The organism is Actinokineospora pegani, from assembly GCF_009745975.1.
Classification (GTDB): Bacteria; Actinomycetota; Actinomycetes; order Mycobacteriales; family Pseudonocardiaceae; genus Actinokineospora; species Actinokineospora pegani.
The window spans coordinates 79,987-105,466 of sequence record NZ_WHOL01000121.1; the positions used below are offsets into that span (position 1 = coordinate 79,987).

The following is a 25,480-nucleotide window of genomic DNA, read 5'->3' on the forward strand; positions in this document are numbered from 1 at the left end:
AACACTCCCCCAGACCTGTCAGTAGGACGACTCAGTCGAGTCCGCCGGGCTGCCCGGAGAGCCGGTAGCCGACGCCGCGGACGGTCTCGATGAGCGAGGGCCTGCCCAGCTTGGTCCGCAGGGTCGCCACGTGCACGTCCAGCGACCGGTTCTCCGCCGCGCCCGCCCTGCCCCACACCTCGGCCAGGATCTGCTCCCGCTCGCACACCGCGCCCCTGGCCGCGACGATCTGGGCGAACACCTGGAACTCCTTGCGCGACAACGACACCGGTACTCCGTCCACTGTGACCTCGTGCCGGTCGAAGTCGACCCGCACCCCCGCCAGCTCGGCGCTTCCGGTCGGCCCGGGGCCGCGGTCGGCGCGCCTGCGGCGGACCGCGTGCACCCTGGCGACGAGCTCGTCGACGTCATAGGGTTTCACGAGGTAGTCGTCCGCCCCCGCGCGCAGGCCCAGTATGCGGTCGTCGACCTCGCCGCGGGCGGAGACCACGATGACGGCGACCTCGCCGGAGGCGGCCCTGATCTGTCGACACAGGACGATGCCGTCGACGTCGGGCAGCCCGAGGTCGAGCAGGATGACGTCGACCTCGCCGACCAGGTCCAGCACCCCGGCGCCCGCCGCCAGCCTGCGCACCGCCAGGCCGCGGCGCGCCAGCGCGGGGGTCAGCGCCTCCGCCACCCGGTCATCGTCCTCAACCAGCAGCACCCGCACGCGTGTCCTCCGCTTCCCCCGATGACCATGTGACAGAGTTGAGACCCTAAGTGTTGCTCAAGCGACATGGACATGGGCACGCGCGAGGGTAGGTTTCCGCCATCGCGAGCCAGCATCCACCGTCACACCGTCACGAAAGCCCTCGTGGGAGGACTCAATGACCGCCTCTGACCCCGCCGCCGGGTCGACGTCGACAGAGCCGATGATCCGCATGCAGTCGGTCGACAAGCACTTCGGGCCGCTGCACGTGCTCAAGGACATCAACCTGGAGATCCCCCAGGGCCAGGTGGTCGTCGTCCTCGGTCCGTCGGGGTCGGGCAAGTCCACCCTGTGCCGGGCCATCAACCGGCTCGAGCCGATCGACTCCGGCGTGATCGAGATCGACGGCAAGCCGCTGCCCGCCGAGGGCAAGGACCTGGCCCGGCTGCGCGCCGAGGTCGGCATGGTCTTCCAGTCGTTCAACCTGTTCGCGCACAAGACGATCCTCGAGAACGTCATGCTGGCGCCGGTCAAGGTCCGCAAGCAGGACCAGGCCACGGCCCGCAAGACCGCGGTGGACCTGCTGGAGCGGGTGGGCATCGCCAGCCAGGGCGACAAGTACCCGGCCCAGCTCTCCGGCGGCCAGCAGCAGCGCGCGGCGATCGCCAGGGCGCTGGCCATGCGGCCGAAGGTGATGCTGTTCGACGAGCCGACCTCCGCACTGGACCCGGAGATGGTCCAGGAGGTGCTCGACGTGATGACCGGCCTGGCGGGCGAGGGCATGACCATGCTGGTGGTCACCCACGAGATGGGCTTCGCCAGGAAGGCCGCCAACCGGGTGGTGTTCATGGCCGACGGCGAGATCGTCGAGGACAGCACCCCCGAGAAGTTCTTCACCGCGCCCGAGAGCGCGCGGGCCAGGGACTTCCTTGGCAAGATCCTGACGCACTGACCCCGGTCGGGGGCCAACCCGACCAGTGCAGTGCAGCGACAGTTCGGCTCCGACGGGGCCGACGACAAGAAGGAGCAGACATGCGACTCCGGAGCCTGATGGCCGGCGCCGTGTCCACCGCCCTCGCCGTCACCCTGACCGCCTGCGGCGGTTCGAGCGACACCTCGAACCAGCCGTCGGTCAACGCCGAGGCGAACTTCGAGGCGGGGACGACGATGGCCAAGCTCAAGGATGCGGGCAAGGTCAAGATCGGCACCAAGTTCGACCAGCCGCTGTTCGGCCTCAAGGGCCTCGACGGCACGCCGACCGGCTTCGACGTCGAGATCGCCAAGCTGATCGCGGCGAAGATGGGCCTGTCCGCGGACAAGATCGAGTGGGTCGAGGCCCAGTCGAAGGTCCGCGAGGAGTTCATCGAGCAGGGCAAGGTCGACTACGTGGTGGCGACCTACACCATCAACGACAAGCGCAAGGAGCGCATCTCCTTCGCGGGCCCGTACTACGAGGCGGGCCAGGACCTGATGGTCAAGTCCGACGACTCCACCATCACCGGCCCGGACACCCTCAAGGCCGCCAACGCCAAGGTCTGCTCGGTCATCGGGTCCACCCCGGCCGAGAAGATCAAGGAGTACGTCGACCCGGCGAACGTCGTGCTGTTCGACGGGTACTCCAAGTGCGCCGACGCGCTGCGCACCGGCCAGGTGCAGGCCGTGACCACCGACAACGTCATCCTGCTCGGCCTGGTCGACGGCTCGAACGACGAGTTCAAGCTGGTCGGCAAGCCCTTCACCGAGGAGCCGTACGGCATCGGCATCAAGAAGGGCGACACCAAGTTCTGCGAGTTCATCAACAAGACGCTGACCGACGCGGTCGCCGACGGCAGCTACGACAAGGCGTGGAAGGACACCGCGGGCAAGGTCTCCCCGGAGACCCCGAAGCTGCCCGAGCTGGACACCTGTAGCTGACAACTGTTTGATCCCGTGCTCGGGGCGCCCGCCTTCCCGCCGGTCGGCAGGCGCCCCGAGCCGTGACCGGGCTCGGAGACCACGTTGAACGTCATCCTCGACAACTTCGCCCAATACCGGGACGGGTTCCTCACCACGCTGGAGTTCTGCGCGTACGCGTTCGTCGGGGCGCTGGTCCTCGGCACGGTCATCGCCGCGTTCCGCGTCTCCCCGGTCCCGCCGCTGCGCTGGGTCGGCACCTCGTACGTGAACGTCTTCCGGAACTGCCCGTTGACCGTGGTGCTGTTCTTCTGCGCCTTCGGCCTGCCCGAGATCGGGGTCAACGGCCTGTACTTCTGGTTCGGCGTGGCCGCGCTGGTGCTCTACACCGCCGCGTTCGTCTGCGAGGCGATCCGCGCGGGCATCAACTCGGTGCCCGCGGGCCAGGCCGAGGCGGCGCGCGCGGTCGGCCTGACCTTCACCCAGTCGCTGTCGAGCATCATCCTGCCGCAGGCGCTGCGCACCGTGGTGCCGCCGCTGGGCAGCGTGATCATCGCGATGGTGAAGAACTCCGCCATCGCGGGCGCCTTCGGCGTCGGGGGCGACCTCTTCGCGGTCAGCGACACGCTGACCAGCTCGCGCGGCGAGGCCATCCTGCCGGTGCTGATCGGCGTCACGATCGGCTACCTGATCCTCACCATCCCCGGCGGCATGCTGCTGAACCTGCTCGAGCGCAAGGTGGCGATCGCCCGATGAGCACCACATCCGTCCTCTACGACGTCCCCGGTCCGCGTGCCAAGCGCCGGGTGTTGATCTTCAGCGTCCTCACCGGGCTGGCCTTACTGGCCGGGCTCGCCCTGGTCGCGATGCGGCTCGACGACCAGAACCAGTTCGCCGCGGAGAAGTGGGCCCCGCTGTTCGACCCGACCGACGCCCAGTTCCCCCTGGTGTGGCAGCGGATCGGCACCGCGCTCGGCGCCACCCTGACCGCCGCCGCGCTGGCGATGGTGTTCTCGCTGGTCATCGGCACCCTGCTGGCGGTCACCCGGGTCACCGCGGCCCGCTGGTACCGCTGGGCCGTGGTCGGGCTCGTCGAGCTGCTGCGCGGCATCCCGGTGGTCGTGGCCATCTTCTTCGCCGCCCGCGTGCTGCCCACGCTGGGCGCGGACATGGACCCGATGTGGTACCTGGTGATCGGCCTGACGCTGTACAACTCGGTGGTCATCGCCGAGATCGTGCGCGCGGGCATCAACTCGCTGCCGCGCGGGCAGCAGGAAGCGGCCGCCTCCCTGGGCCTCACCAGGGGCCAGGTGCTGCGGATGGTGCTGCTGCCGCAGGCGTTCCGGGCGATGCTGCCCGCGTTGATCAGCCAGTTGGTCGTGGTCCTCAAGGACACCTCGCTCGGCTTCATCATCAGCTACGAGGAGCTGGTGCGCGTCGCTGGTCAGATCAAGGAGGTGCTCGGCAACCCGATCCAGACCTACCTGCTGATCGCCATCATCTTCATCGTGCTCAACTACGCGCTGAGCAGGCTCGCCGTCTACACCGAGCGCAGGCTCAGCCAGGGCAAGAAGACCGCTCGCACAAAGGACGGGCGCGCGGCGACGCTGCCCGCGACCACCGGAACGGGCGCGGTGGGGTCCTGACCGCCTCGCTGAACAGCACGGTGGCCCGGTCCTCCTGGACCGGGCCACCGCTCCTTCCGCGAAAGTCCTACCCCCGCCGGAAAAGCTTGTCGCCGAGCCACACGATCGGGTCGTACTTGCGGTCGGCGACGCGTTCCTTCATCGGGATCAGTGCGTTGTCGGTGATGGCGATGTGCTCGGGGCAGACCTCGGTGCAGCACTTGGTGATGTTGCACAGGCCCAGCCCGTGCTCGTCCTGCGCCTCGCGCACGCGGTCGCGGGAGTCGAGCGGGTGCATCTCCAGTTCGGCGACGCGCATGAGGTAGCGGGGGCCCGCGAAGCTGTCCTTGTTGTCCTCGTGGTCGCGGACGACGTGGCAGGTGTCCTGGCACAGGAAGCACTCGATGCACTTGCGGAACTCCTGCGAGCGCTCCACGTCGATCTGCTGCATGCGGTACTCCCCCGGTCCGACGCCGGGGGGCGGGGCGAACGAGGGGATCTCGCGGGCCTTGGTGTAGTTGAAGGACACGTCGGTCACGAGGTCGCGGATCACCGGGAACGCGCGCAGGGGTGTGACGGTGATGGTCTCCTGCTCGGTGAAGGTGGACATGCGGGTCATGCACAGCAGGCGGGGGCGGCCGTTGATCTCCGCGGAGCAGGAGCCGCACTTGCCCGCCTTGCAGTTCCAGCGCACGGCGAGGTCGGGGGTCTGGGTGGCCTGGAGGCGGTGGATGATGTCCAGGACGACCTCGCCCTCGTTGACCTCCACGGTGTAGTCCAGCAGTGAGCCGTCGGCGTCGTCGCCGCGCCAGATCCGGAACTCGGCCTGGTACGCCATCGCCTACTCCCCCCGTCCCGGGTGCGCGGTCAGTTCGGCGCCGGTGTAGTACTTCTCCAGCTCCGGCAGGTCGAACAAGGTCAAGAGGTCCTCGCGCATGGGGGTCTGCTCCTTGCCGACCACCGCGACGCCGGAGTCCTCGGCGGTGCAGACCAAGAGGGTGTTGCGCCACTGGGAGTCCATCATCGGGTAGTCGTCGCGGGTGTGGCCGCCGCGGCTTTCGGTGCGGGTGAGCGCGGCGCGGGCGACGCACTCGCTGACCAGGAGCATGTTGCGCAGGTCGAGGGCGAGGTGCCAGCCGGGATTGAACTGGCGGTGGCCCTCGACGACCAGGTTGGGCAGGCGGCGCTTGAGCTCCTCGAGCTTGTCGAGGGCCTGCTGCATCTCCTCGGCCTTGCGGATGATGCCGACGAGGTCGTTCATCGCCTGCTGCAACTCGTTCTGGATCGTGTAGGGGTTCTCCGGGGGGCCTGCCACGTCCGGGTCGAAGGAGTCCACGGCCGCCTTCGCCGCGGTGTCCACGGCCTCGGCGGGCACGGTGGGCCGCGAGGCCAGGCCCTCCACGTAGGACGCGGCGCCGAGGCCCGCCCGGCGGCCGAAGACGAGCAGGTCCGACAGCGAGTTGCCGCCCAGGCGGTTGGAGCCGTGCATGCCGCCCGAGCACTCCCCCGCCGCGAACAGCCCCGGCACGGTGGCCGCGCCGGTGTCGGGGTCGACCTCCACGCCGCCCATGACGTAGTGGCAGGTCGGCCCGACCTCCATCGGCTCGGCGGTGATGTCGACGTCGGCCAGTTCCTTGAACTGGTGGTACATCGAGGGCAGCCTGCGCCGGATCTCCTCGGCGGGCAGCCTGCTGGCGATGTCGAGGAACACCCCGCCGTGCGGGGAGCCGCGCCCCTCCTTGACCTCGGTGTTGATCGCGCGCGCCACCTCGTCGCGCGGCAGCAGGTCGGGGGTTCGGCGGTTGGCCTCCTGGTCCTCGTACCAGCGGTCGGCTTCTTCCTCGCTCTCGGCGTACTGGCCCTTGAACACGTCCGGCACGTAGCCGAACATGAACCGGTCGCCGTCGCTGTTCTTGAGGACCCCGCCGTCGCCGCGCACGCCCTCGGTGACCAGGATGCCCTTCACGCTGGGCGGCCAGACCATGCCGGTGGGGTGGAACTGGACGAACTCCATGTTGATCAGGCTCGCCCCGGCGCGCAGGGCCAGCGCGTGGCCGTCGCCGGTGTACTCCCAGGAGTTCGAGGTGACCTTGAACGACTTGCCGATGCCGCCGGTGGCCAGCACCACCGCCGGGGTCTCGAAGAGCACGAACCGGCCGGTCTCGCGGTAGTAGCCGAACGCGCCCGCGATCCGGTCGCCGTCTTTGACCAACTCGGTCACGGTGACCTCGGCGAAGACCTTGATCCGGGCCTCGTGGTCGCCGGACTCGGCGAAGTCCTCCTGCTGCAACGACACGATCTTCTGCTGCATGGTGCGGATCAGCTCGAGGCCGGTGCGGTCGCCGACGTGGGCCAGGCGCGGGTAGGTGTGCCCGCCGAAGTTGCGCTGGCTGATCCGGCCGTCCTTGGTGCGGTCGAACAGCGCGCCGTAGGTCTCCAGCTCCCAGACCCGGTCCGGGGCCTCCTTGGCGTGCAGCTCGGCCATGCGCCAGTTGTTGAGGAACTTCCCGCCGCGCATGGTGTCGCGGAAGTGGACCTGCCAGTTGTCGTTGGGGTTGGCGTTGCCCATCGAGGCCGCGCAGCCGCCCTCGGCCATCACCGTGTGCGCCTTGCCGAACAGGGACTTGCACACCACCGCGACGCGCAGGCCGCGCTGCCTGGCCTCGATCACCGCCCGCAGCCCGGCGCCCCCGGCCCCGATGACGACGACGTCATAGGCGTGCCGCTCGACCTCGGTCATGGTGTCCTTTCTCGCGGGGTCAGATGATCCGCAGGTCGGAGATGGCGCCACTGGCCACCAGCATCACGTAGAGGTCAGTGATCACCAGCGTCGCGAGTGTCGTCCAGGCGAGCTGCATGTGGCGGGTGTTGAGCTTGGAGATGAGCGTCCACGCCTTGTAGCGCACGGGGTGCTTGGAGAAGTTTTTGAGCCGACCGCCCACGACGTGCCTGCACGAGTGGCAGGACAGCGTGTAGGCCCACAGCAGGGTCACGTTGACGAGCAGGATGAGGTTGCCCAGGCCGAGTCCGTGCGTGAGCGCCAGGACCGCGTCGTAGGAGTTGACCACGCTGATGACCACGGCGACGTAGAAGAAGTACCGGTGGGCGTTCTGCACGATCAACGGCAGCCGGGTCTCCCCCGAGTAGCTGCCGTGCGGCTCGGCCACCGCGCACGCGGGCGGGGACTGCCAGACCGACCGGTAGTAGGCCTTGCGGTAGTAGTAGCAGGTCAGCCGGAAGCCCAGCAGGAACGGCAGCGCCACGAACCCCAGCGGTATCCAGCCGGGCAGCTCCGGCAGCGGGGTGCCGAAGTGGCTGGCCCCGGGCAGGCAGGAGTCGCTCAGGCACGGCGAGTAGAACGGCGTCAGGTACCCGAACTCGCCGACCCAGTACCACTTCCCCATGAACGAGCGGACCGTCGCGTAGGCGATGAAGGCGAACAGGCCCAGGTTGGTCAGCAGCGGCGGCAGCCACCACCGGTCGGTCCGCAGCGTGCGCGCGGTGATCTTCGCCCGGGTGGGGCCGCCAACGCCTGCCGTCATGGTGTCCTCTCGTCGGTGGAAGGACCGCTCGTGGGACGCCTGCCCGCCGCCTCGTCGGTGTTCGTGCCGCGGCGGCGGGCCCGGTGTCGGGTCGGCGAGCCGGGTGGGCGCTACCGCTGGTAGCCGCCCACACCCTCGTCGTCGGCGCCCTGCCACAGCGCCGGGTCGTACGGGGTGTCGGGGATGTGCACGACCTCCCGCTCGACCAGGACGGGCACCCGGGGCTCGGGGGCCCGCGGGCTGATCAGGTCCCCAGCGTCGATGTCCATCCGCTCGACGTCGTTGGTGAGCCGCCGCACCGCGGGGATGTCGCCGTACACGCCGCGCAGCGCGCCCACGCAGTGGCGAAGCTGCCCGAGGGTCCGCTGCAGCTCACCCAGCTCCGTGCTCGTCATGTCAGCACCTCCGTCTACCGATTGTTCGCGGCCTCGTGGCCGATACGCCGCTGTACCGGTGCCGCTCACTGCCGACTGTGCCCGGCAAGAGCAGATGTGACAAGTACCACAGACCAGGACGTGTCCCCACCCCGACAGGCGTTGGTGGCGCAAAAGCGCGTATGAGGTGCGCCACACAGTGGGTACCCCAGATGGCCGACAAGAGGGAATAAGCGCAGCTCAAGCGTTGTATCTGAACATTTGAACCAATTGTGATGTCACGCACGCCATATTGGGTGCCAGGCACGCCTGAAATCCCCGGAAAGTGGTTCGGGATCGTCTCGGAGTGCGGGACAGCGCCAGGCGGCGGGGAGTGCCCGGGGCGGCCCCGATCACGACGCGTGGAGGCGTGGATCGGGGCCTGCCCGTCATGGCGGCGGGGCCGGCGGGCGGTCAGGCCGAAGTGGGGTCCCAGTCCGGGACGTCCTCGTCCTCGGTGGCCAGCTCGGCCTTGACCACCCGGAAGGCCAGCCCCTCCGAGTAGCCGCGGCGGGCGAGCATGCCGACGAGGCGGCGGAGGCGGACCTCGGCGGCCAGGCCCCGGGTGGCGGGGAGCTTGCGGCGGACCAGCTCGCGGGCGCGGGACTCCTCGGCGTCGGCGTCGACCACCTCGAGGGCGTCATCGGCGATGGTCTGGTCCACGCCCTTGCGGCGCAGCTCCTGAGCGATCGCGCGGCGGCCGAGGCCCTTGTTCGCGTGGCGGGCGCGAACCCACGACTCGGCGAAGGCCTCGTCGTTGATCAGCCCCGCCTTGTCGAACTTGGCCAGCACCTCCTGCGCGACCTCCGGCGGGATCTCGCGCTTGTGCAGGCCCTGCTCGAGCTCGAGCCGGGTGTGGTCGCGCATGGCCAGCAAGCGGTAGCAGATGTCCCTGGCCCTGGCCGCCGGGTCCTGGTCCTGGGCGGACCCGGACCGGCGGGACGAGCCGGGCTCCCCCGGCCCGGCGCCGGGTGCCCGGGAGGTCGAGTCCGCGCCCGACCCCCCGGTCCTGCGTGGGTACTTGCGACCGGTCATGACCGGTCCGCTCAGAACTCGACCGGGGCGGCGGCGTCGGCGGCCGTCTCCTCGACGTCCAGCTTGGCCCCGATGCCGAGCTTCTCCTTGATCCGCTTCTCGACCTCGTTGGCCACGTCGGGGTTCTCCAGCAGGAACTTGCGGGCGTTCTCCTTGCCCTGCCCCAACTGGTCGCCCTCGTAGGTGTACCAGGCGCCGGACTTGCGCAGGATTCCCTGGTCGACGCCCATGTCGATCAGCGAGCCCTCGCGGCTGACGCCCTTGCCGTAGAGGATGTCGAACTCGGCCTGCTTGAACGGCGGCGCGACCTTGTTCTTCACGACCTTGACCCGGGTGCGGTTGCCGACCGGCTCGCCGCCGTCCTTGAGGGTCTCGATCCGGCGCACGTCCAGGCGGACCGAGGCGTAGAACTTCAGCGCCTTGCCACCGGTCGTGGTCTCCGGGGACCCGAACATCACGCCGATCTTCTCGCGGAGCTGGTTGATGAAGATGGCCGTGGTGCCGGTGTTGCTCATCGCGCCGGTCATCTTGCGCAGCGCCTGGCTCATCAGCCGGGCCTGCAGGCCGACGTGGTTGTCGCCCATCTCGCCCTCGATCTCGGCGCGGGGCACCAGGGCCGCCACGGAGTCGATGACGAGGATGTCGAGCGCGCCGGAGCGGATCAGCATGTCCGCGATCTCCAGCGCCTGCTCGCCGGTGTCGGGCTGCGACACCAGGAGCGCGTCGGTGTCGACACCCAGCGCCTTGGCGTAGTCCGGGTCGAGCGCGTGCTCGGCGTCGATGAACGCCGCGATGCCGCCCAGGCGCTGGGCGTTGGCCACCGCGTGCAGGGCCACCGTCGTCTTACCGGAGGACTCCGGGCCGTAGATCTCGACCACGCGCCCGCGCGGCAGGCCGCCGATGCCCAGGGCCACGTCCAGGGCGATGGCCCCGGTCGGGATCACCTGGACGGGGGCCCGGCCCTCGTCGCCCAGTCGCATGACCGAGCCCTTGCCGAAGTTCTTGTCGATCTGGGCCAGGGCGAGTTCGAGCGCCTTGTCCCGGTCGGGTGCTGCTGGTGCCATCTTCGATCCACCTCGAGTCTGTTTCGTGCTCACGCGCCAGACGCTACGGGCAGGGACCGACGTTTTTCGCCAGGCGCCGCCGTCCTGTGGACAACTCGGCGCGGTTGGCCCCGTGCCGACAGGGTAACGAACAGGTGTTCGACCCCGGGCACCGACACGCCCGTCCTGCTCAGCGCCGCTCGGCGGGGACCTCGAACGCGTCGCAGACCGCCTGCCAGATCTCCCTGGTCGACAAGCCGGCGTCCAGCGCCTGGTCGACGGTGCGGCCGCCGAGGGCGGAGAAGACGTGGTCCTGGGCGATGGTGTCGGCCCGCAGGGCGCCGAACTCCTCGGCGAGCCTGGACCGGAAGGCGGTGATGCGCATCGACGCCGAGTCTAGAACGGGCGGGAACTGGCAGAATGGCGGCATGCACCTGATCGCCATCGAAGGGCCGACCGCGGCCGAGAGCCTCTGGCTCGACATCGGGGTGGCGGCCGCCTGCCTCTCCGCGCTCCTGTTCGGGATCGGCTACCTGATCCGCAACCGCCGGGGCCGCTGACCCCGGCTCACGTGCCCGGCTGGACGGTCTTGGCGAAGTAGTCGGCGAGCCCGTCGGGGGTCAGGTCGTCGCCGCTGCGCGAGACCCAGCCGACCAGCGGCCGGTCCTTGACCGTGAACACCAGCACCCCGGTGCTGCCGGACACCCCGGCCCGGTAGCTGCCGTCGAGACCGTTGCCGCCCCAGTCGGCGAGGACGTGGTCGCCGTCGGTCATCGCCCCCAGCTCCTCGCGCAGCACCCCTTGGACCTCGTCCTGCGAGCCGAGTTGGGCGTAGCTGACGGTGTAGGACTCCGGCAGCGCGCAGGTGACGTCGGCGAGGGCGTCGGCCTCGGCGGCCCGGCAGGTGTCGCCGTCGGGGACCGTGCCCGCGAGCTGGCGCAGGCACTCGGTGAAGCCCTGCCCGTCGCGGGCGCCCGCGCTCTGGCAGGCCTCGGCGGTGGGCAGGTCGTCGCCGGAGAGCAGGAAGAAGCCGCCGACCGCCGCCGCGACGACGACGACCGCCGCGCCCACCGCCGCGACGACCTTGCCGCGCCCGCCCGTCCGCCGCGGCGGGGTCGGGAAGTCGGTGCCCATCGGCGTCGGGAAGTCCGTGCCGAGCGGGGCGGTGTACTGGGCGGTGAACCCGGGCGGCGGGGTGGGGTAGCCGGGCTGCTGGTGCTGGGGCTGGTGGTGGACGGGCTGCTGCGCGGTCGGGTGCTGCGCCGGGAACCCGCCGGTGGGCGGCGGGGGCGTCGGCAGGCCCGCGGGCGCGGCCGGGGCGGTCGACTGGTTGACCCCGCCGGTGCGCAGGCTGATGCCCTCCTGGGTGACCTGGTGCGCGCCCAGCGCCACCGCGGTCTCGGGCTGGTCGAGGCTGGTCGGCACGACCCGCAGCTGCTCGGCGATGAGCTGGGCGACCAGCGGGATGCGGCTGGACCCGCCGACGAGGTAGATGCCGCTGAGCCGGTCGGTGCTCAGGCCGGTGGCGCGGATCGTGGCCGCCAGCAGCTCCACGCTGCGCAGCATGTTGGGCCGGATCAGGCCCTCGAGCTCGCTGCGGGTGACGAGCACGTCGTCGAACGGCTCGGGCAACGGCACCTCGGTCTGCGGGTGCCGCGACAGCGCCTCCTTGCCCGCCTTGACGTCCTCCTGCAGCGCGCGCCTGGCCCGGCGGTCGGCGGTGGTCTCCGGGCGCAGCAGGTGCTGCCAGCCCGCCGGGTCGCGGTGCGAGACCTGGCGGCCGACGTGCTCGAGCAGGGTCTGGTCGACGTCCATGCCGCCGAGGTCGGGCAGGCCGCCCTCGTCGAGCACGGCGAACCCGGACTGGGTCGCGGCGACCACGGCGACGTCGAAGGTGCCCGCGCCGAGGTCGTAGACGGCCAGCGCCTGGCCGGGCAGCAGGGTGTGGCCGAGCGAGGCGAAGTGCGCGGCGGCGGCGACCGGCTCGGGGACGAGCACCAGCGCCGAGCCCAGCCCGGCGAGGCGGGCGGCGGAGAGCAGCACGTTGCGCCGCACCGGTCCCCACTGCGCGGGGTGGGTCAGCCGGACCTCGTCGGGGGCCGCGCCGCCGAGCTGGCGGGAGGTCTCGTCGGCGACTCGCTTGAGGACCGCGGCCAGCGCCTCGGAGACCGGGACGACGGTGTCGCCGAGCAGCAGCGTGCCCTCGTCGATGCGGCGCTTGGGGTTGGGCTCGAAGCGCGAGGGGTCCAGCCGGGCGCGGCGCTCGGCGTCGCGGCCGACCACGATCGAGCCGTCCTCCTCGGCGAACACCGCCGAGGGCATCGTCGCCGAACCGTCCACTTCGACCACCCGGGGTGGGCGGCCGTGCGCGGAGAGCACCGCGACGGTGTTGGACGTGCCGAGGTCGACTGACAGAACCCGCATTCTTCCCCTCCCGCTGGGGACCGCCCGGGTCCCGCCCCGGTCAGTCTCGCACAGCGCCCCGGCGGGGCACGGCAGGTCAGGCGCCGGGTTTGACCGTGCTGGTGAAGTAGTCGACCAGCGGGGTGCTCGAGCCGCCGCCGATGCTCACGACGGCGCCCAGCAGCGGGGTGTCGTCCACGGTGAAGAAGAGCAGACCCTGGCCGCCGAGGTCGACGGCGTAGTAGGTGCCGGTGAGCCCCGCACCGCTCCACTTGGCGCTGGTCGAGGCCGAGCGCGACGAGCCCATCTCGGTGAACGCCTGCTCGATGTTGGACATCACCTGGTTCTGGTTGGGGAACTGGTAGTACAGCGCGCTGTACCCGTTGCCCAGGTCGCAGGTGACCGCCGCGGCGCCGTCGGTGTCGAGGGTCTCGCCGTTGATCCGCATGCCCGACTGGCAGTTCCGCTCGGCGACCTGGCTGGCGAGCTCGCGCATGCAGCCGGTGAAGCCCTGCGAGTCGGTCTTGGTGTCGGAGCAGTCCGCGACGTCGCTGCCGCCGGTGGTGGCCAGCACGACGCTGAGCACGAGGACGAGGGCCAGCCCGACCGAGCCCAGGACGACCCACAGCTTGGTGTTCGACCCGGCGCGCTGCTGCGGGAAGTGCGGCGCCTGCTGGTGCGGCCCGGGTTGCGGCTGGCGCTGCTGGGGCAGGGGCTGGGAGTTCATCCTCGGCTGCTGGTTCTGCGCCGGGACGGGGTTCGACTGCGGGTTGCGCGGGGCGGCGGCGTGGGGGCCGGGGTTCTGCGCCGGGACGGGCCGCGACGGGGGGTTCTGCTGGGCGGGCCGCTGCTGCGGGCCGCTGGGGAACTTGGGGTGCTGGACCGTGGCGGTCTCGCCCGAGGTGAAGCCGCCGGTGCGCGGCGGGATGACCGCGCGGGTGCGGGCGACGGCGTCGACCGCGCCGGACATGTCGCCGGTGCGCAGGGTGATGCCCTCCTGGGGCACGTGGTGGGCGCCGAGGGCGACGGCGGTCTCGGGCTGGTCGAGGCTGGTCGGCACGACCCGCAGCTGCTCGGCGATGAGCTGGGCGACCAGCGGGATGCGGCTGGACCCGCCGACGAGGTAGATGCCGACGAGCTGCTCGGGGGTCAGGCCGGTGGTGCGGATCGTGGCGGCCAGCAGCTCCACGCTGCGCAGCATGCCCGGCCGGATCAGCGCCTCCAGCTCGACCCGGCTGACCAGCACGTCGTCGAACGGGTCGGGCAGCGGCACCTCGGTCTGCGGGTGCCGCGACAGCGCCTCCTTGGCGGCCTTGACGTCCTCGCGCAGGGTGCGCTGGGCGCGGCGGTCGCTGGTGGACTCCGGACGCAGCAGCCGCTGCCAGCCAGCCGGGTCCCGGTGCGACACCGCGCGGCCGACGTGCTCGAGCAGTGCCTGGTCGACGTCGAGACCGCCGAGGTCGGGCAGGCCCGCCTCGGCGAGGACGGCGAACCCGCTCTGGGTGGCGCCGACGACGGCCACGTCGAAGGTGCCCGCGCCGAGGTCGTAGACGGCCAGCGCCTGGCCCGCGGCGAGGGTCTGGCCGGGGAAGGAGGCGAAGTGCGCGGCGGCGGCGACCGGCTCGGGGACCAGCGCGAGGTTGGAGCCCGAGCCCGCCTGCCTGGCGGCCGACAGCAGCACGTTGCGCCGGACCGGGCCCCACTGGGCGGGGTGGGTCAGCCGGACCTCGTCCGGCTTGCCCCCGCCGAGCTGGCGGGTGGTCTCGTCGACGACGCGGCGCAGCACGCCCGCCAGCGCGTCGGTGACGGGCACGACCTGGTCGCCGAGCAGCAGGGTGCCCTCGTCGACGCGGCGCTTGGGGTTGGGTTCGAAGCGGGCGGGGTCGAGCCGGGCGCGGCGCTCGGCGTCGCGGCCGACGACGAGCTCGCCCCCCTCGGCGGCGAACACGGCGGAGGGCATCATCGACGCGCCGTCCACGTCGACCACGCGCGGTGGGCGACCGTGCGCGGCCAGTACGGCGACCGTGTTCGAGGTGCCGAGATCCACCGACAGGACGTTCACTGCTCTCCCCTCATCACCACCACGGCGCCAGGCCCACGCGCCAGGTGTGTCGCTGATGCTCCCACGAGCGATACGCGCGGCGGTCGGGGTCCGCCCATCTCGCGGGTGTGCGGGATCTGCCGGGGCCCCGGGCGGCGCGGCCCGGGGCCCCGGCGGTCACGGCAGGGCGATGACCCCCTCCTCGAGCAGGTAGTCGCGGGCGACCTCGACCGGGTCGGCCCCGTCGACGTCCACCTCGGCGCTGAGCTCCTGCATGGTGCGGTTGTCCATGCGCTCGACCAGGGGCTCGAGCACCTCCCGGATCTGCGGGTTCGCCTCGAGGAACTCGGTGCGGACCACCGGGGCGATGTTGTACTGCGGGAAGAACTTCCTGTCGTCCTCGATGAGCACGAGGTCGAGCGCGATGATGCGCCCGTCGGTCGTGTAGACCTCGCCGAAGTTGCACGCCCCGTTGCCCAGTGCCGCGTACACCGCGCCCGAGCCGAAGATCTTCACGTTGCCCGGCGGGACGGTGAACCCGTAGGCCTTCTGCACGCCGGGGAACCCGTCGTCGCGGCTGATGAACTCGGTCTCCAGGCAGAAGGTGCCCTCCTGCGGCTGGGACTTGACCAGCTCCGCGATCTGGCTGGTGTTCTCGACGCCGAGTCGCGCGGCCACCTCCTTGCGCATGGCGAAGGCGTAGGTGTTGTTCAGCTCCGCGTAGTCGAGCCACTCCAGACCGTTCTCGCGGTCCATCTCCCGCACGGCCTCGAACTGCTCTTGCTCGTCGGGGATCGGCGCGCTCTGCCCGAGGTAGCTGACCCACGCGGTGCCGGTGTACTCCCACTGGATGTCGATGTCGCCGGACACCAGCGCCTGCCGGGAGCTGTTGGAGCCCTGGATGTTGGTCAGGTCGACGACGTCGGCGCCCGCCGCGGCGAGCACGAACTCGGTCAGGTGCCCGACGATGATCTGCTCGGTGAAGTCCTTGGACCCCACGATGATCTGCACGCCGGACAGGTCGCCCTGCCCCGCCTCGGCCCCGCGCACCACGTCGAGCGGCAGCGCGAAGTCGCTGGAGAGCCCGCAGCCGGCGAGCGTGGCGCAGACCGCGGCGACAGCGGCGGTCCTGAGCTTGAGTTTCGGCATGTCAGCGCAGCCCCTTCGGTCCGAGCCAGCGCTCGGCGAGCGCGCCGAGCCAGTCCACGAGCAGGGCCAGGCCGACCGCCAGCACCGCGCCGGTGATCAGCACGGTCGGGCGGTTGAGCTTGTACCCGGTGTCGATGAGCAGGCCGAGGCCGCCGCCGTTGACGAAGGCGCCCAGGGTCGCGGTGCCCACCGCGAGGACCAGCGAGGTGCGCAGGCCCGCCAGGATCAGCGGCACGGCCAGCGGCAGCTCGATCCGGCGCAGCACCGCCGAGCCCGACATCCCGGTGCCGCGGCCCGCCTCGACCAGCGCGGGCTCGACCGACTGGATGCCGACGACCGTGTTGCGCAGGACGGGCAGCAGCGAGTACACCGCGATGGGGATCGCCGCGGCCCAGAGGCCCTCCCACTCGGTCCAGAGGAAGAACAGCACCAGCACGCCGATGGCGGGGGCCGCCTGGCCGACGGTGGCCACGCCGAGCACCACCGGGGCCGCCCAGCGCGCCCAGGTCCTGGTCACGATGACCCCGAGCGGGACGGCGATCACCACGACCATGGCCGTCACCACGAACGAGATGACCAGGTGGTCCCAGGTGTCGCGGAGCAGCTTGGCGGCGTTGATGTTGGCCTTCTCGATGGAGTCGAGCTCACCGGAGAACGCCCAGACCAGCACGGCGCCGACGATGACGACCACGGCGATGGGCTGCCCGAGCATCCGCATCCGCTCCGCGCGCCTGGCGCGGGTGTCGACCGTCGTCACGCCGATTCCCCCTCGGTGGTGGGCTCGTCGGTGTACTCCTCGCGCAGGGCGGCGATGGCCTCGGTGACCGTCTCGAGGCCGATGGTGCCCAGGTACTCGCCCTTGGCGCCGGTGACCGCGGCGTTGCCGCCCTCGGTGAGGATGGCCTCGAGCGCGTCGCGCAGGGTGGACTTGAGCGAGACCAGGTCGCCGACGGGCTTGCCCGCCTCGGCCAGCGAGGTGGCCGAGACCAGGTCGCGCACGTGCACCCAGCGGACCGGGCGGTTGCGCCGGTCGAGCACCAGGGCGAAGTGCAGCTTGCCCCTGGTCAGCCGCTCGCGCAGCTCCGGCACGGAGTCGTCGAGGGTGGCGGTGATGGCCTTGTCCCGGTCGAACTCGACGTCGCGCACGCGCAGCAGGGACAGCTGCTTGAGCGAGGCGCCCGCGCCGACGAAACCGGCGACGGTGTCGTCGGCCGGGTTGGCGAGGATCGCCTCGGGGGTGTCGAACTGCAGCACCTTCGAGCGCGCGCCCAGCACGGCGATCCGGTCGCCGAGCTTGACCGCCTCGTCGAAGTCGTGGGTGACGAAGACGATCGTCTTGCCCAGCTCGCCCTGCAGGCGCAGCAGCTCGTCCTGCAGGTTGCCCCGGGTGATCGGGTCGACGGCGCCGAAGGGCTCGTCCATCAGCAGCACCGGCGGGTCGGCGGCGAGCGCGCGGGCGACGCCGACGCGCTGCTGCTGGCCGCCGGAGAGCTGGCGGGGGAAGCGGGTGGCGAAGTCGGGGTCGAGGCCGACGAGGTCGAGCATCTCCTCGACCCTGGCCGCTGTGCGCTTCTTGTCCCAGCCGAGCAGGCCCGGGACGACGCTGACGTTCTGCGCGACCGTCATGTGCGGGAACAGGCCCGCCTGCTGGATGGCGTAGCCGATCTTGCGCCGCAGCCGGTCCGGGTCGATCTTGAGCACGTCCTCGCCGCCGAGGTCGATGCGGCCCGAGGTCGGCTCGATCAGCCGGTTGATCATCTTCATGGTGGTCGTCTTGCCGCAGCCGGACGGGCCGACGAACACGGTGATCTGCCCCGCGGGCAGGGTCATCGACACGTTGTCGACCGCGGGCGCCTTCTGCCCGGGGTAGCGCTTGGTGACGTTCTCCAGCGTGATCTCGACGCCCGTGTGGTCGGCGGGGCCGGGCTGGTCCGAGTCGGTGGTCTGGTCAGTCACGGATCCCCCTCGGGATGGTCAGTCGGCCGAGCAGGACGAAGGCGCCGTCGACGATCAGCGCCAGGATGATGATGCCGAGGGTCCCGGCGAGCGCCTGGTTGGTGGCGTTGGCGCTGCCCGCGCGGACGAGCCCGGAGAAGATCTCGGTGCCCAGGCCGGGCCCCTTCGCGTAGGCGGCGATCGCCGCGATGCCCATGAGGAGTTGGGTGGCGACGCGGATGCCCGCGAGGATCGCGGGCCACGCCAGGCGCAGCTCGACGCGCGTCAGGACGCGCGTCCGGTTCATGCCGATGCCCTTGGCCGCGTCGGTGATCGCGATGTCCACTCCGGACAACCCGACGATCGTGTTACGAACGATGGGCAGCAGCGCGTAGAGGACGAGCGCCACCACGGTGGGCGCCACCCCGAGGCCGAGCACCGGGATCAGCAACCCCAGCAGGGCGAACGAGGGAACGGTGAGGATCGCGCTGGTCAGCGCCGTGGCCACGGCCGACCCGGCCGGGCTGCGGTAGACGCCAATGCCGATCGCCACCCCGATCACGGTGGCGATGGCGGTGCACTGGATGACGGCGCTGGCGTGCAGCGCGGCTTCCGGCAGCAGACGATCCCACCGGTCGACGATGAAATCCCACAGGTTCATTCGGGCTGCCTCCCTTCGGTTGTCGCGACAGCATTCCGGCAACCGCCGCGACCCGGCAACCCACTGTCCACAGGTGCGGCTCGACATTCACCCCCATCCCTGTGGATGGATTCGAGCGGATGTCAGACCGTTCGGACACCATGTCCCCATGCGCCCAGACGTGCTCGAGCTGTTCACACCGGCGACCCGGCAGTGGTTCACCGGGGCGTTCGCCGCGCCCACGGACGCCCAGGCCGGGGCGTGGCGGGCGGCCGCGGCGGGGCAGCACGCGCTCGTGGTCGCCCCGACCGGGTCGGGCAAGACGCTGGCGGCCTTCCTCTGGGCGCTGGACCGGCTCGCCGCCGAAGGCCCGCCCGCCGAGCGCCAGCACCGCTGCCGTGTGGTGTACGTCTCACCGCTGAAGGCGCTCGCGGTCGACGTGCGGCGCAATCTGCGGGCTCCCCTGGCGGGTATCCGCCAGGCCGCGCACCGGCTGGGGGCGCCGGAACCGGACATCACGGTGGGCACCCGGACCGGTGACACGCCCGCCGACGAGCGCCGGGCGTTCGCCCGCACACCCCCCGACGTCCTGGTGACCACCCCGGAGTCGCTGTTCCTGATCCTCACCTCGGCGGCGCGGGAGTCGCTGCGCGGCGTGCGCACGGTGATCGTCGACGAGGTGCACGCGGTCGCGGGGGCCAAGCGCGGCTCGCACCTGGCGCTGTCGCTGGAGCGGCTCGACGCGCTGCTGCCCGAGCCCGCCCAGCGGATCGGCCTGTCGGCGACGGTGCGGCCGGTGGAGGAGGTCAGCTCGTTCCTGGGCGGCGGGCGGCCGGTGACGCTGGTGCAGCCCAAGCTGCCCAAGACCATCGAGGTGCGGGTGGAGGTGCCGGTCGAGGACATGTCGTCGCTGACCGAGCAGCCGCGCGCGGTCCCCGACGACCCGGACGCCCCCGAGGCGCCGAGGCAGGCCTCGATCTGGCCGATGGTGGAGCGCCGGGTGCTGGAGCTGGTGGGCGGGCACCGGTCCACGATCGTGTTCGCCAACTCGCGGCGCCTGGCCGAGCGGATGACCGCCCGGCTCAACGAGCTGGCCGCCGAGCAGGCCGGGGCGGCGGTCCCGGTGGCGACCTTCCCGGCCGCGGCGATCGGGCAGTCGGGGCTGACCACGGGCGCGGAGCCGGTGGTCGCGCGGGCCCACCACGGGTCGATGTCGCGCGAGCAGCGGACCATGGTCGAAGAGGACCTCAAGTCCGGGCGGCTGCCGTGCGTGGTGGCGACCTCGTCGCTGGAGCTGGGCATCGACATGGGCGCGGTCGACCTGGTGGTGCAGATCGAGGCGCCGCCGACGGTGGCCGCCGGGCTGCAGCGGGTGGGTCGGGCCGGGCACCAGGTCGGCGCGGTGTCGCGCGGGGTGATGTTCCCGAAGTTCCGCGGCGACCTGGTCTCCTGCGCGGTGGTCGCGGAGCGGATGGCGGGCGGGGCGATCGAGGCCGTGCGCTACCCGCGCAACCCGCTGGACGTGCTGGCCCAGCAGGTCGTGGCGATGGTCGCGCTGGAGCCGTGGACGGTGACCGACCTGGCGACCCTGGTGCGCCGCGCCGCGCCGTACGCGTCGCTGCCGGAGTCCGCGCTGCACTCGGTGCTGGACATGCTGGCCGGGCGCTACCCGAGCGAGGAGTTCGGCGAGCTGCGGCCGCGGATCACCTGGGACCGGGTGACCGGCGAGCTCAACGGGCGGCCGGGAGCGCAGCGGCTCGCGGTCACCTCCGGCGGCACGATCCCCGACCGCGGCCTGTTCACCGTGATGACCCCGGGGGACGAGGGCGGGCGCGGGTCGCGGGTGGGCGAGCTGGACGAGGAGATGGTCTACGAGTCCCGGGTGGGCGACACGTTCCTGCTCGGCACCTCGGCGTGGCGCGTGCAGGACATCACCCACGACCGCGTGATCGTCACCCCGGCCCCCGGCGAGCCCGCGCGGATGCCGTTCTGGAAGGGGGACTCCCCCGGCCGCCCGCTGGAACTGGGGCGGGCGCTGGGCAGGTTCGTGCGCGAGGTGTCCGCTTTGGACGAACCGGCGGCCAGGCTGCGGGCGGGCGCGGCGGGCCTGGACGCGTGGGCGACCGACAACCTGCTGGCGTACCTGTGCGAGCAGCGGGAGTCGACCAGGCACGTGCCCGACGACCGCACGATCCTCGTCGAGCGGTTCCGCGACGAGCTCGGCGACTGGCGGCTGGTGGTGCACTCGCCGTTCGGCGCGCAGGTCAACGCGCCGTGGGCGCTGGCGATCGCGGCCAGGCTGCGCGAGCGGCGCGGGGTGGAGGCGCAGCTCGCGCACGCCGACGACGGGATCGTGGTGCGGCTGCCGGACGCGGTGGACGACAGCGGGCAGGAGGTCGTCGCGGGCATCGAGGACGTGCTGCTCGACCCGGACGAGGTGGAGCAGGTGGTGGTGGCCGAGGTGGGTGGGTCGGCGCTGTTCGCGTCCCGGTTCCGCGAGTGCGCCGCCCGGTCGCTGCTGCTGCCCAAGCGCGACCCGCGCAAGCGCTCGCCGCTGTGGCAGCAGCGGCAGCGCTCGGCGCAACTGCTGTCTGTGGCGGCGAAGTACGAGCAGTTCCCGGTGGCGCTGGAGGCGATGCGCGAGTGCCTGCAGGACGTCTACGACCTCGGCGGGCTGCGGGAGCTGATGTCGGACGTGCGCGGGCGCAGGGTGCGCGTGGTGGAGGTGGAGACACCGTCGCCGTCGCCGTTCGCGCGCAGCCTGCTGTTCGGCTACGTCGGCATGTTCCTCTACGGGGCGGACGTGCCGCTGGCGGAGCGGCGGGCGGCGGCGCTGTCACTCGACAGCGCGCTGCTGGCCGAGCTGCTGGGGTCCGAGGCGATCCGCGAGCTGCTCGACGAGGACGTGCTCGCCGAGGTCGAGCGGTCGCTGCAGCGGCTGACCCCGGACCGGCACGCCCGGCACGCCGAGGACGCCGCCGACCTGCTGCGCTTCCTCGGCGACCTGTCCGGGGCCGAGGCGAGCGCGCGCGGGGTGGCCCCGGAGTGGCTGGCGGAGCTGGAGTCCGCGCGGCGGGCGCTGCGGGTGCGCATCGCGGGCGAGGAGCGGTTCATCGCCATCGAGGACGCGGGCCGGGTGCGCGACGCGCTGGGCACGGCGCTGCCGGTGGGGGTGCCGGAGGCGTTCACCGAGCCGGTGGCCGACCCCCTCGGCGACCTGGTGGCCCGGTACGCGCGCACGCACGGGCCGTTCCCGGCGGCGGAGGCGGCGGCCCGGTTCGGGCTCGGCGTGTCGGTGGTGACCGGGGTGCTGGAGCGGATGGCGGGCACGGGCAGGCTGGTGCGCGGGGAGTTGCGGCCAGGCGGCACGCACACCGAGTACTGCGACGCCGACGTGCTGCGGCGGGTGCGGCGCGGGTCGCTGGCCAAGCTGCGCGCGGAGGTGGAGCCGGTCGAGCGGGCCGCGCTGGGCCGGTTCCTGCCGGGGTGGCACGGCATCGGCGGCAAGTCCCGGGGCGCGCCGACGGCCGACGACGTGCTGGCGGTGGTCGAGCAGCTCGCCGGGGCGCCGCTGCCCGCCAGCGGGCTCGAGTCGCTGGTGCTGCCCTCGCGGCTGCCCGGCTACTCCCCCGCCCTGCTCGACGAGCTGACCGCGGCGGGCGAGGTCACCTGGTGCGGCAGCGGGGCGCTGGCGGGCGGCGACGGGTGGGTGGCGCTGGCCCCGGCGGACGTGGCCGACCTGCTGCTCCCCGACGTGGAGGAGGCGGTGCCGGACACACCGCTGCACGCCGCCGTGCTGTCCAGTCTGGACGGTGGGGCGCTGTTCTTCCGCCAGGTCGCCGACCGGGCGGGGGCCGTCCTGCTCGACGGTGGCGCGGTGGCGTCCAACGACGGCGACGTGGTCACGGCGCTGTGGGACCTGGTCTGGGGCGGGCTGGTCACCAACGACACCATCGCCCCGCTGCGCGCTCTGGTGGCCGGGCGCGGGGCCGCGCACAAGACCCGCCGCGCCGCGCCGCGCGGCCGGTACGCGCGGCTGCGCACCGGCCGTCCCACCATGCCCAGCCGCTCCGGCCCGCCCACGGCGGGTGGGCGCTGGTCCCTGGTGCTCCCCCGCGAGCCCGACGCGACCCGCCGCGCGCACGCCCGCGCCGAGGCCTTCCTGGAGCGCCACGGCGTGCTCACCCGCGGGGCCCTGGACACTGAGCGGGTCACCGGCGGGTTTTCCGGTGTCTACAAAGTACTGCGGGCCATGGAGGAGTCGGGGCAGATCGTCCGCGGCTACGTCGTGGAAGGCCTGGGCGCGGCCCAGTTCGCCGCCCGGGGCGCGGTCGACCGCCTGCGCGCGTTGTCCAAACCGGACGCTGACAGCTCAGCCCCCGCGGTCATCCTGGCCGCGGCGGACCCGGCCCAGCCCTACGGCGCCGCCCTGGCCTGGCCCTCCCCCGTCGGCGATGGCAAGCACCGGCCCGCCCGCAAGGCAGGGGCGCTCACCGTCCTCGTCGACGGAGTCCCGGCCCTCTACGTCGAACGCGGCGGCAAGTCGCTGCTGTCGTTCACCGAGGACGCGGTCCCCCTGCGCACCGCGGCTGAGGCGCTGGGCACCGCTGTGCGCGAGGGCTGGTTGGGAGCGCTGTCGGTGCAGAAGGCCGACGGGGAGCAGGCGCTGACGTCGGCGCTGGGGTCCGTGCTGCGCGACGCGGGCTTCCGGGCCACACCGAAGGGGCTGCGATTGCGCGGGTGAGACGGGCGTAACGGCTCTGGCGGGGCGGGCGATCAGGCTCTTGGCATGCCACCACGGGAGCGGAGTCGACGGATGACCAAGGGCGGGCTCTACTCCGACTTCGAGGCGTACCGGCCCAGCACCGACGCCGGCTTCCAGGAAGCCCTGCGCGAGGGCGTCCTCGCCGTCGACACCAACGTGCTGTTGAACCTCTACCGGTACAACAAGACGACGGTGCAGGACCTGTTCAAGGTCCTCGGGGCCGCCAGGGAGCGCCTTTTCGTGCCGCGGCAGGTGCTGGCCGAGTTCTGGCGCAGCCACCAGTCGGTGATCGGCAGCCTGGGCTCAGCCCGCAAGGAGGCCACCACGGCGCTGGCCAAGAACAAGGCGTCGGTGGGCAACGCGATCCGGCAGTGGGCCAAGGTCGTGGCCCTGCCCCAGGAAGCGCAGAACGGGTTCGTGGACGAGGTCGAGGCGTTCTTCGGCGAGTTGGAGCGCAAGATCCTGGCCACACCGTCCTCCGTCGCGGTGGCGCAGGGCCAGGAGGACACGGTGCTCAAGCGGCTGGAGGACCTGCTGGAGGGGCGCGTGGGCCCGGCGCTGTCGGAGCAGGAGTGGGCGGCCGCGGTCGCGGAGGGCGCGCGCCGGGTGGCGAACTCGGAGCCGCCGGGGTACTGCGACGCGGCGAAGGCCGACTCCGACCTGCCGGAGGGCGCAGCCGGGGACTACCTGGTGTGGCGGCAACTGCTCGACGAGGGCGCCGCGCAGGCGAAGGACCTGGTCCTGGTCACCTCCGACACCAAGGAGGACTGGTGGAACCACACCGGCAACGGCCGCAGGAGCGGCCCGCGGCGCGAACTGGTGCGCGAGTACCTGGACGCCACCGGCAGGCGGTTCCACCTCGTCGAGCCCAAGGACCTGCTGGCCGTCTCCGCCGTGCTGGGCGTGGGCACCGACGTCCAGTCCCAGACCGACGTCGGCCGGGTCGAGGACCTGGGCAGCCGCGGCAGCGCCTGGACGGCCGAGGCCGTCGAGATGGTGCTCGCGGGCTTGGACCAGTCCGAGCACGTCCAGGCCGAGGTGATCCGCGAGGCGATCCGCAACGGCGGGCGCATCCCGCGGTGCAGGCTCTACGAGGTCATCAAGCGCCCCGAGACGACCTCGCTCAAGGGCTTCACGAAACCGGTCAACCGGGTCACCGAGTACTTCCAGGCGGTCGGGGTGGTCCCCGAGGACGCGTCGGCGCTGCTGCGCGCCGAGTACACCGACGCCACCATGAAGGCGACCCACTTCAGCGTGCCCGACGACGTGATGGCGCTCGACCTGCAGTTCTGAGCTGCCGCGACCTGGTGCGCCCACCGATCACCAGGACCATCCACACCGGACCGGCGTCTGGGCGCGGTGCGAGCCCGGGTGATCGCGGTCAGGAGCCCAGGGAGTCCTGGACCAGTCGGGCGACGTTCTCCATGCCCAGGGCGTTGGGGTGCACGGGGGCGGCGCCCTGGACGTCGACGAGGCCCTCGATCCAGCGCGTGCCCTCGGCGGTGCAGGCCTCGTGGCCCTTCGACGCGGAGTGGATGTCGACGAAGTCGGCGCCGTTGGCCGCGGCGGTCTCGCCGAGGAGGGCGGCGAGGGCCGCCTCCTTGCCTGCCAGGTAGGGCAGGTCGCCCTCGGCGAAGACCGCGTTGTTGGGGTTGTCGGGGGCGCAGTCGGCCTTGGCCGCGGGGAGGATCGCGAGGTAGCCGACCAGGACGACGCGGGCCTGCGGGGCCTTGGTGTGGATCGCCCGCAGGGTGGCGGCGATCTTGGGGGCCTTCTCGGCGAAGGTCTCCTCGATCTGGTCGACCCCGCCGGAGGTGTAGTGCTCGGTGCACGGCCTGCCCGCGGGGTCGGTCTGGGCGAGCGCGACGCAGGTGCCGACGATCGAGCCGAAGCCGACGTCGTTGCCGCCGATGCCGATGGTGACCAGCTCGGCGTCGGCGGGCACCGCGTCCAGTTGCGGGCCTGCCGAGCCCTGCGGGCCGGTGATGTTGTCGGTGATCGCGCCGCTGCAACTGACGTCGACGAACGTCGCCGGGTCCAGCGCGCCCGCGAGCAGCGTCGGGTAGTTGTGGTCCGAACGGGCGCACGCGCCGGAGCCGGGGTCCTGGACGGGGATGCCCGGCCCGGCGGTGAAGGAGTCGCCCAGCGCCACGTAGGTCCCCGTCGCGGCCTGCGCGGGCGCGGCCAGGACGGCGGCGGTCACGGCGGCGGCGATCGCCGCACCTGCCCCTGTCAACACTCGGCGCACTCGCTCCTCCTCAGCTCGGTGATCTGCCAACAGACTCGCCGAGCACCACGGGAGGAG

22 protein-coding genes are annotated in these 25,480 nt (G+C 72.1%); 7 read left to right on the forward strand and 15 right to left on the reverse strand.

Annotated elements, in window-relative coordinates:
- Positions 1-31: 31 nt before the first annotated feature.
- On the reverse strand, positions 32-712 hold the full coding sequence (locus GCL84_RS26475) for a response regulator transcription factor (protein ID WP_156758281.1): 681 nt from the start codon (positions 710-712) through the stop codon (positions 32-34).
- Positions 713-914: 202 nt separating this feature from the next.
- On the opposite strand from GCL84_RS26475, the gene GCL84_RS26480 reads away from it, so the two are divergent.
- The 4 genes from GCL84_RS26480 to GCL84_RS26495 all read left to right on the forward strand — a co-directional run bounded on the left by GCL84_RS26480 (position 915) and on the right by GCL84_RS26495 (position 4,230).
- Positions 915-1,643: an amino acid ABC transporter ATP-binding protein gene (locus GCL84_RS26480; protein WP_156758388.1), complete on the forward strand. Its 729-nt coding sequence runs from the start codon at positions 915-917 to the stop codon at positions 1,641-1,643.
- Between the two features lie 80 nt (positions 1,644-1,723).
- On the forward strand, positions 1,724-2,605 hold the full coding sequence (locus GCL84_RS26485; RefSeq protein ID WP_156758282.1) for a glutamate ABC transporter substrate-binding protein: 882 nt from the start codon (positions 1,724-1,726) through the stop codon (positions 2,603-2,605).
- 84 nt (positions 2,606-2,689) lie between these two features.
- Positions 2,690-3,340 carry an amino acid ABC transporter permease gene (locus GCL84_RS26490; protein ID WP_156758283.1) on the forward strand — a complete coding sequence of 217 codons (651 nt, stop codon included), beginning with the start codon at positions 2,690-2,692 and terminating at the stop codon, positions 3,338-3,340.
- Positions 3,337-4,230, forward strand: coding sequence for an amino acid ABC transporter permease (locus tag GCL84_RS26495; RefSeq protein ID WP_156758284.1), 894 nt, complete (start codon positions 3,337-3,339; stop codon positions 4,228-4,230). The genes GCL84_RS26490 and GCL84_RS26495 overlap by 4 nt, the downstream gene beginning before the upstream one ends.
- A 67-nt stretch (positions 4,231-4,297) precedes the next feature.
- On the opposite strand, the gene GCL84_RS26500 is transcribed toward GCL84_RS26495, so the two are convergent.
- The 7 genes from GCL84_RS26500 to GCL84_RS26530 all read right to left on the reverse strand — a co-directional run bounded on the left by GCL84_RS26500 (position 4,298) and on the right by GCL84_RS26530 (position 10,627).
- Complete coding sequence (locus GCL84_RS26500; RefSeq protein ID WP_156758285.1) at positions 4,298-5,047, reverse strand: succinate dehydrogenase/fumarate reductase iron-sulfur subunit; 750 nt, start codon at positions 5,045-5,047, stop codon at positions 4,298-4,300.
- Positions 5,048-5,050: 3 nt separating this feature from the next.
- Positions 5,051-6,949, reverse strand: a complete 1,899-nt coding sequence (locus GCL84_RS26505; protein ID WP_156758286.1) for a fumarate reductase/succinate dehydrogenase flavoprotein subunit — start codon at positions 6,947-6,949, stop codon at positions 5,051-5,053.
- Between the two features lie 19 nt (positions 6,950-6,968).
- Entirely contained in the window at positions 6,969-7,751 is a 783-nt protein-coding gene (locus GCL84_RS26510; protein WP_156758287.1) for a hypothetical protein, read from the reverse strand.
- 110 nt (positions 7,752-7,861) lie between these two features.
- A complete protein-coding gene (locus GCL84_RS26515) occupies positions 7,862-8,146 on the reverse strand; it encodes a hypothetical protein (RefSeq protein ID WP_156758288.1) in 285 nt (94 codons plus the stop codon).
- A 432-nt stretch (positions 8,147-8,578) separates the two neighbouring features.
- Positions 8,579-9,199 (reverse strand): regulatory protein RecX, encoded by a 621-nt coding sequence (locus GCL84_RS26520; RefSeq protein ID WP_156758289.1) that lies wholly within the window; start codon positions 9,197-9,199, stop codon positions 8,579-8,581.
- 11 nt (positions 9,200-9,210) lie between these two features.
- Positions 9,211-10,263: a recombinase RecA gene (gene recA / locus GCL84_RS26525; protein WP_156758290.1), complete on the reverse strand. Its 1,053-nt coding sequence runs from the start codon at positions 10,261-10,263 to the stop codon at positions 9,211-9,213.
- A gap of 169 nt (positions 10,264-10,432) precedes the next feature.
- Positions 10,433-10,627: a DUF3046 domain-containing protein gene (locus tag GCL84_RS26530; RefSeq protein WP_156758291.1), complete on the reverse strand. Its 195-nt coding sequence runs from the start codon at positions 10,625-10,627 to the stop codon at positions 10,433-10,435.
- On the opposite strand from GCL84_RS26530, the gene GCL84_RS26535 reads away from it, so the two are divergent.
- The gene (locus GCL84_RS26535; protein ID WP_156758292.1) at positions 10,620-10,802 is read left to right on the forward strand and encodes a hypothetical protein; all 183 of its coding nucleotides are present in this window, start codon (positions 10,620-10,622) and stop codon (positions 10,800-10,802) included. The genes GCL84_RS26530 and GCL84_RS26535 overlap by 8 nt on opposite strands.
- A gap of 7 nt (positions 10,803-10,809) precedes the next feature.
- Here the strand turns inward: GCL84_RS26535 and GCL84_RS26540 are convergent, their stop codons facing one another.
- The 6 genes from GCL84_RS26540 to GCL84_RS26565 form a co-directional block, all read right to left on the reverse strand.
- Positions 10,810-12,666, reverse strand: a complete 1,857-nt coding sequence (locus tag GCL84_RS26540) for an Hsp70 family protein (protein ID WP_156758293.1) — start codon at positions 12,664-12,666, stop codon at positions 10,810-10,812.
- A gap of 76 nt (positions 12,667-12,742) precedes the next feature.
- Positions 12,743-14,707, reverse strand: coding sequence for an Hsp70 family protein (locus GCL84_RS26545; RefSeq protein ID WP_156758294.1), 1,965 nt, complete (start codon positions 14,705-14,707; stop codon positions 12,743-12,745).
- Positions 14,708-14,863: 156 nt separating this feature from the next.
- Positions 14,864-15,835, reverse strand: coding sequence for a glycine betaine ABC transporter substrate-binding protein (locus tag GCL84_RS26550; protein ID WP_156758295.1), 972 nt, complete (start codon positions 15,833-15,835; stop codon positions 14,864-14,866).
- A 1-nt stretch (position 15,836) separates the two neighbouring features.
- Positions 15,837-16,553 carry an ABC transporter permease gene (locus GCL84_RS26555; RefSeq protein ID WP_156758390.1) on the reverse strand — a complete coding sequence of 239 codons (717 nt, stop codon included), beginning with the start codon at positions 16,551-16,553 and terminating at the stop codon, positions 15,837-15,839.
- Between the two features lie 35 nt (positions 16,554-16,588).
- Complete coding sequence (locus GCL84_RS26560) at positions 16,589-17,791, reverse strand: ABC transporter ATP-binding protein (protein ID WP_235926746.1); 1,203 nt, start codon at positions 17,789-17,791, stop codon at positions 16,589-16,591.
- Positions 17,784-18,431: an ABC transporter permease gene (locus tag GCL84_RS26565; RefSeq protein ID WP_156758296.1), complete on the reverse strand. Its 648-nt coding sequence runs from the start codon at positions 18,429-18,431 to the stop codon at positions 17,784-17,786. The genes GCL84_RS26560 and GCL84_RS26565 overlap by 8 nt, the downstream gene beginning before the upstream one ends.
- A 148-nt stretch (positions 18,432-18,579) precedes the next feature.
- Here GCL84_RS26565 and GCL84_RS26570 point away from each other — a divergent pair, with 148 nt between their 5' ends.
- Together GCL84_RS26570 and GCL84_RS26575 are read left to right on the forward strand one after the other, a co-directional pair.
- Positions 18,580-23,154 (forward strand): ATP-dependent helicase, encoded by a 4,575-nt coding sequence (locus GCL84_RS26570; protein WP_156758297.1) that lies wholly within the window; start codon positions 18,580-18,582, stop codon positions 23,152-23,154.
- Between the two features lie 72 nt (positions 23,155-23,226).
- Entirely contained in the window at positions 23,227-24,468 is a 1,242-nt protein-coding gene (locus GCL84_RS26575) for a PIN-like domain-containing protein (protein ID WP_156758298.1), read from the forward strand.
- An 88-nt stretch (positions 24,469-24,556) separates the two neighbouring features.
- On the opposite strand, the gene GCL84_RS26580 is transcribed toward GCL84_RS26575, so the two are convergent.
- Positions 24,557-25,423, reverse strand: coding sequence for an SGNH/GDSL hydrolase family protein (locus GCL84_RS26580; RefSeq protein WP_197523523.1), 867 nt, complete (start codon positions 25,421-25,423; stop codon positions 24,557-24,559).
- Between the last annotated feature and the right edge of the window lie 57 nt (positions 25,424-25,480).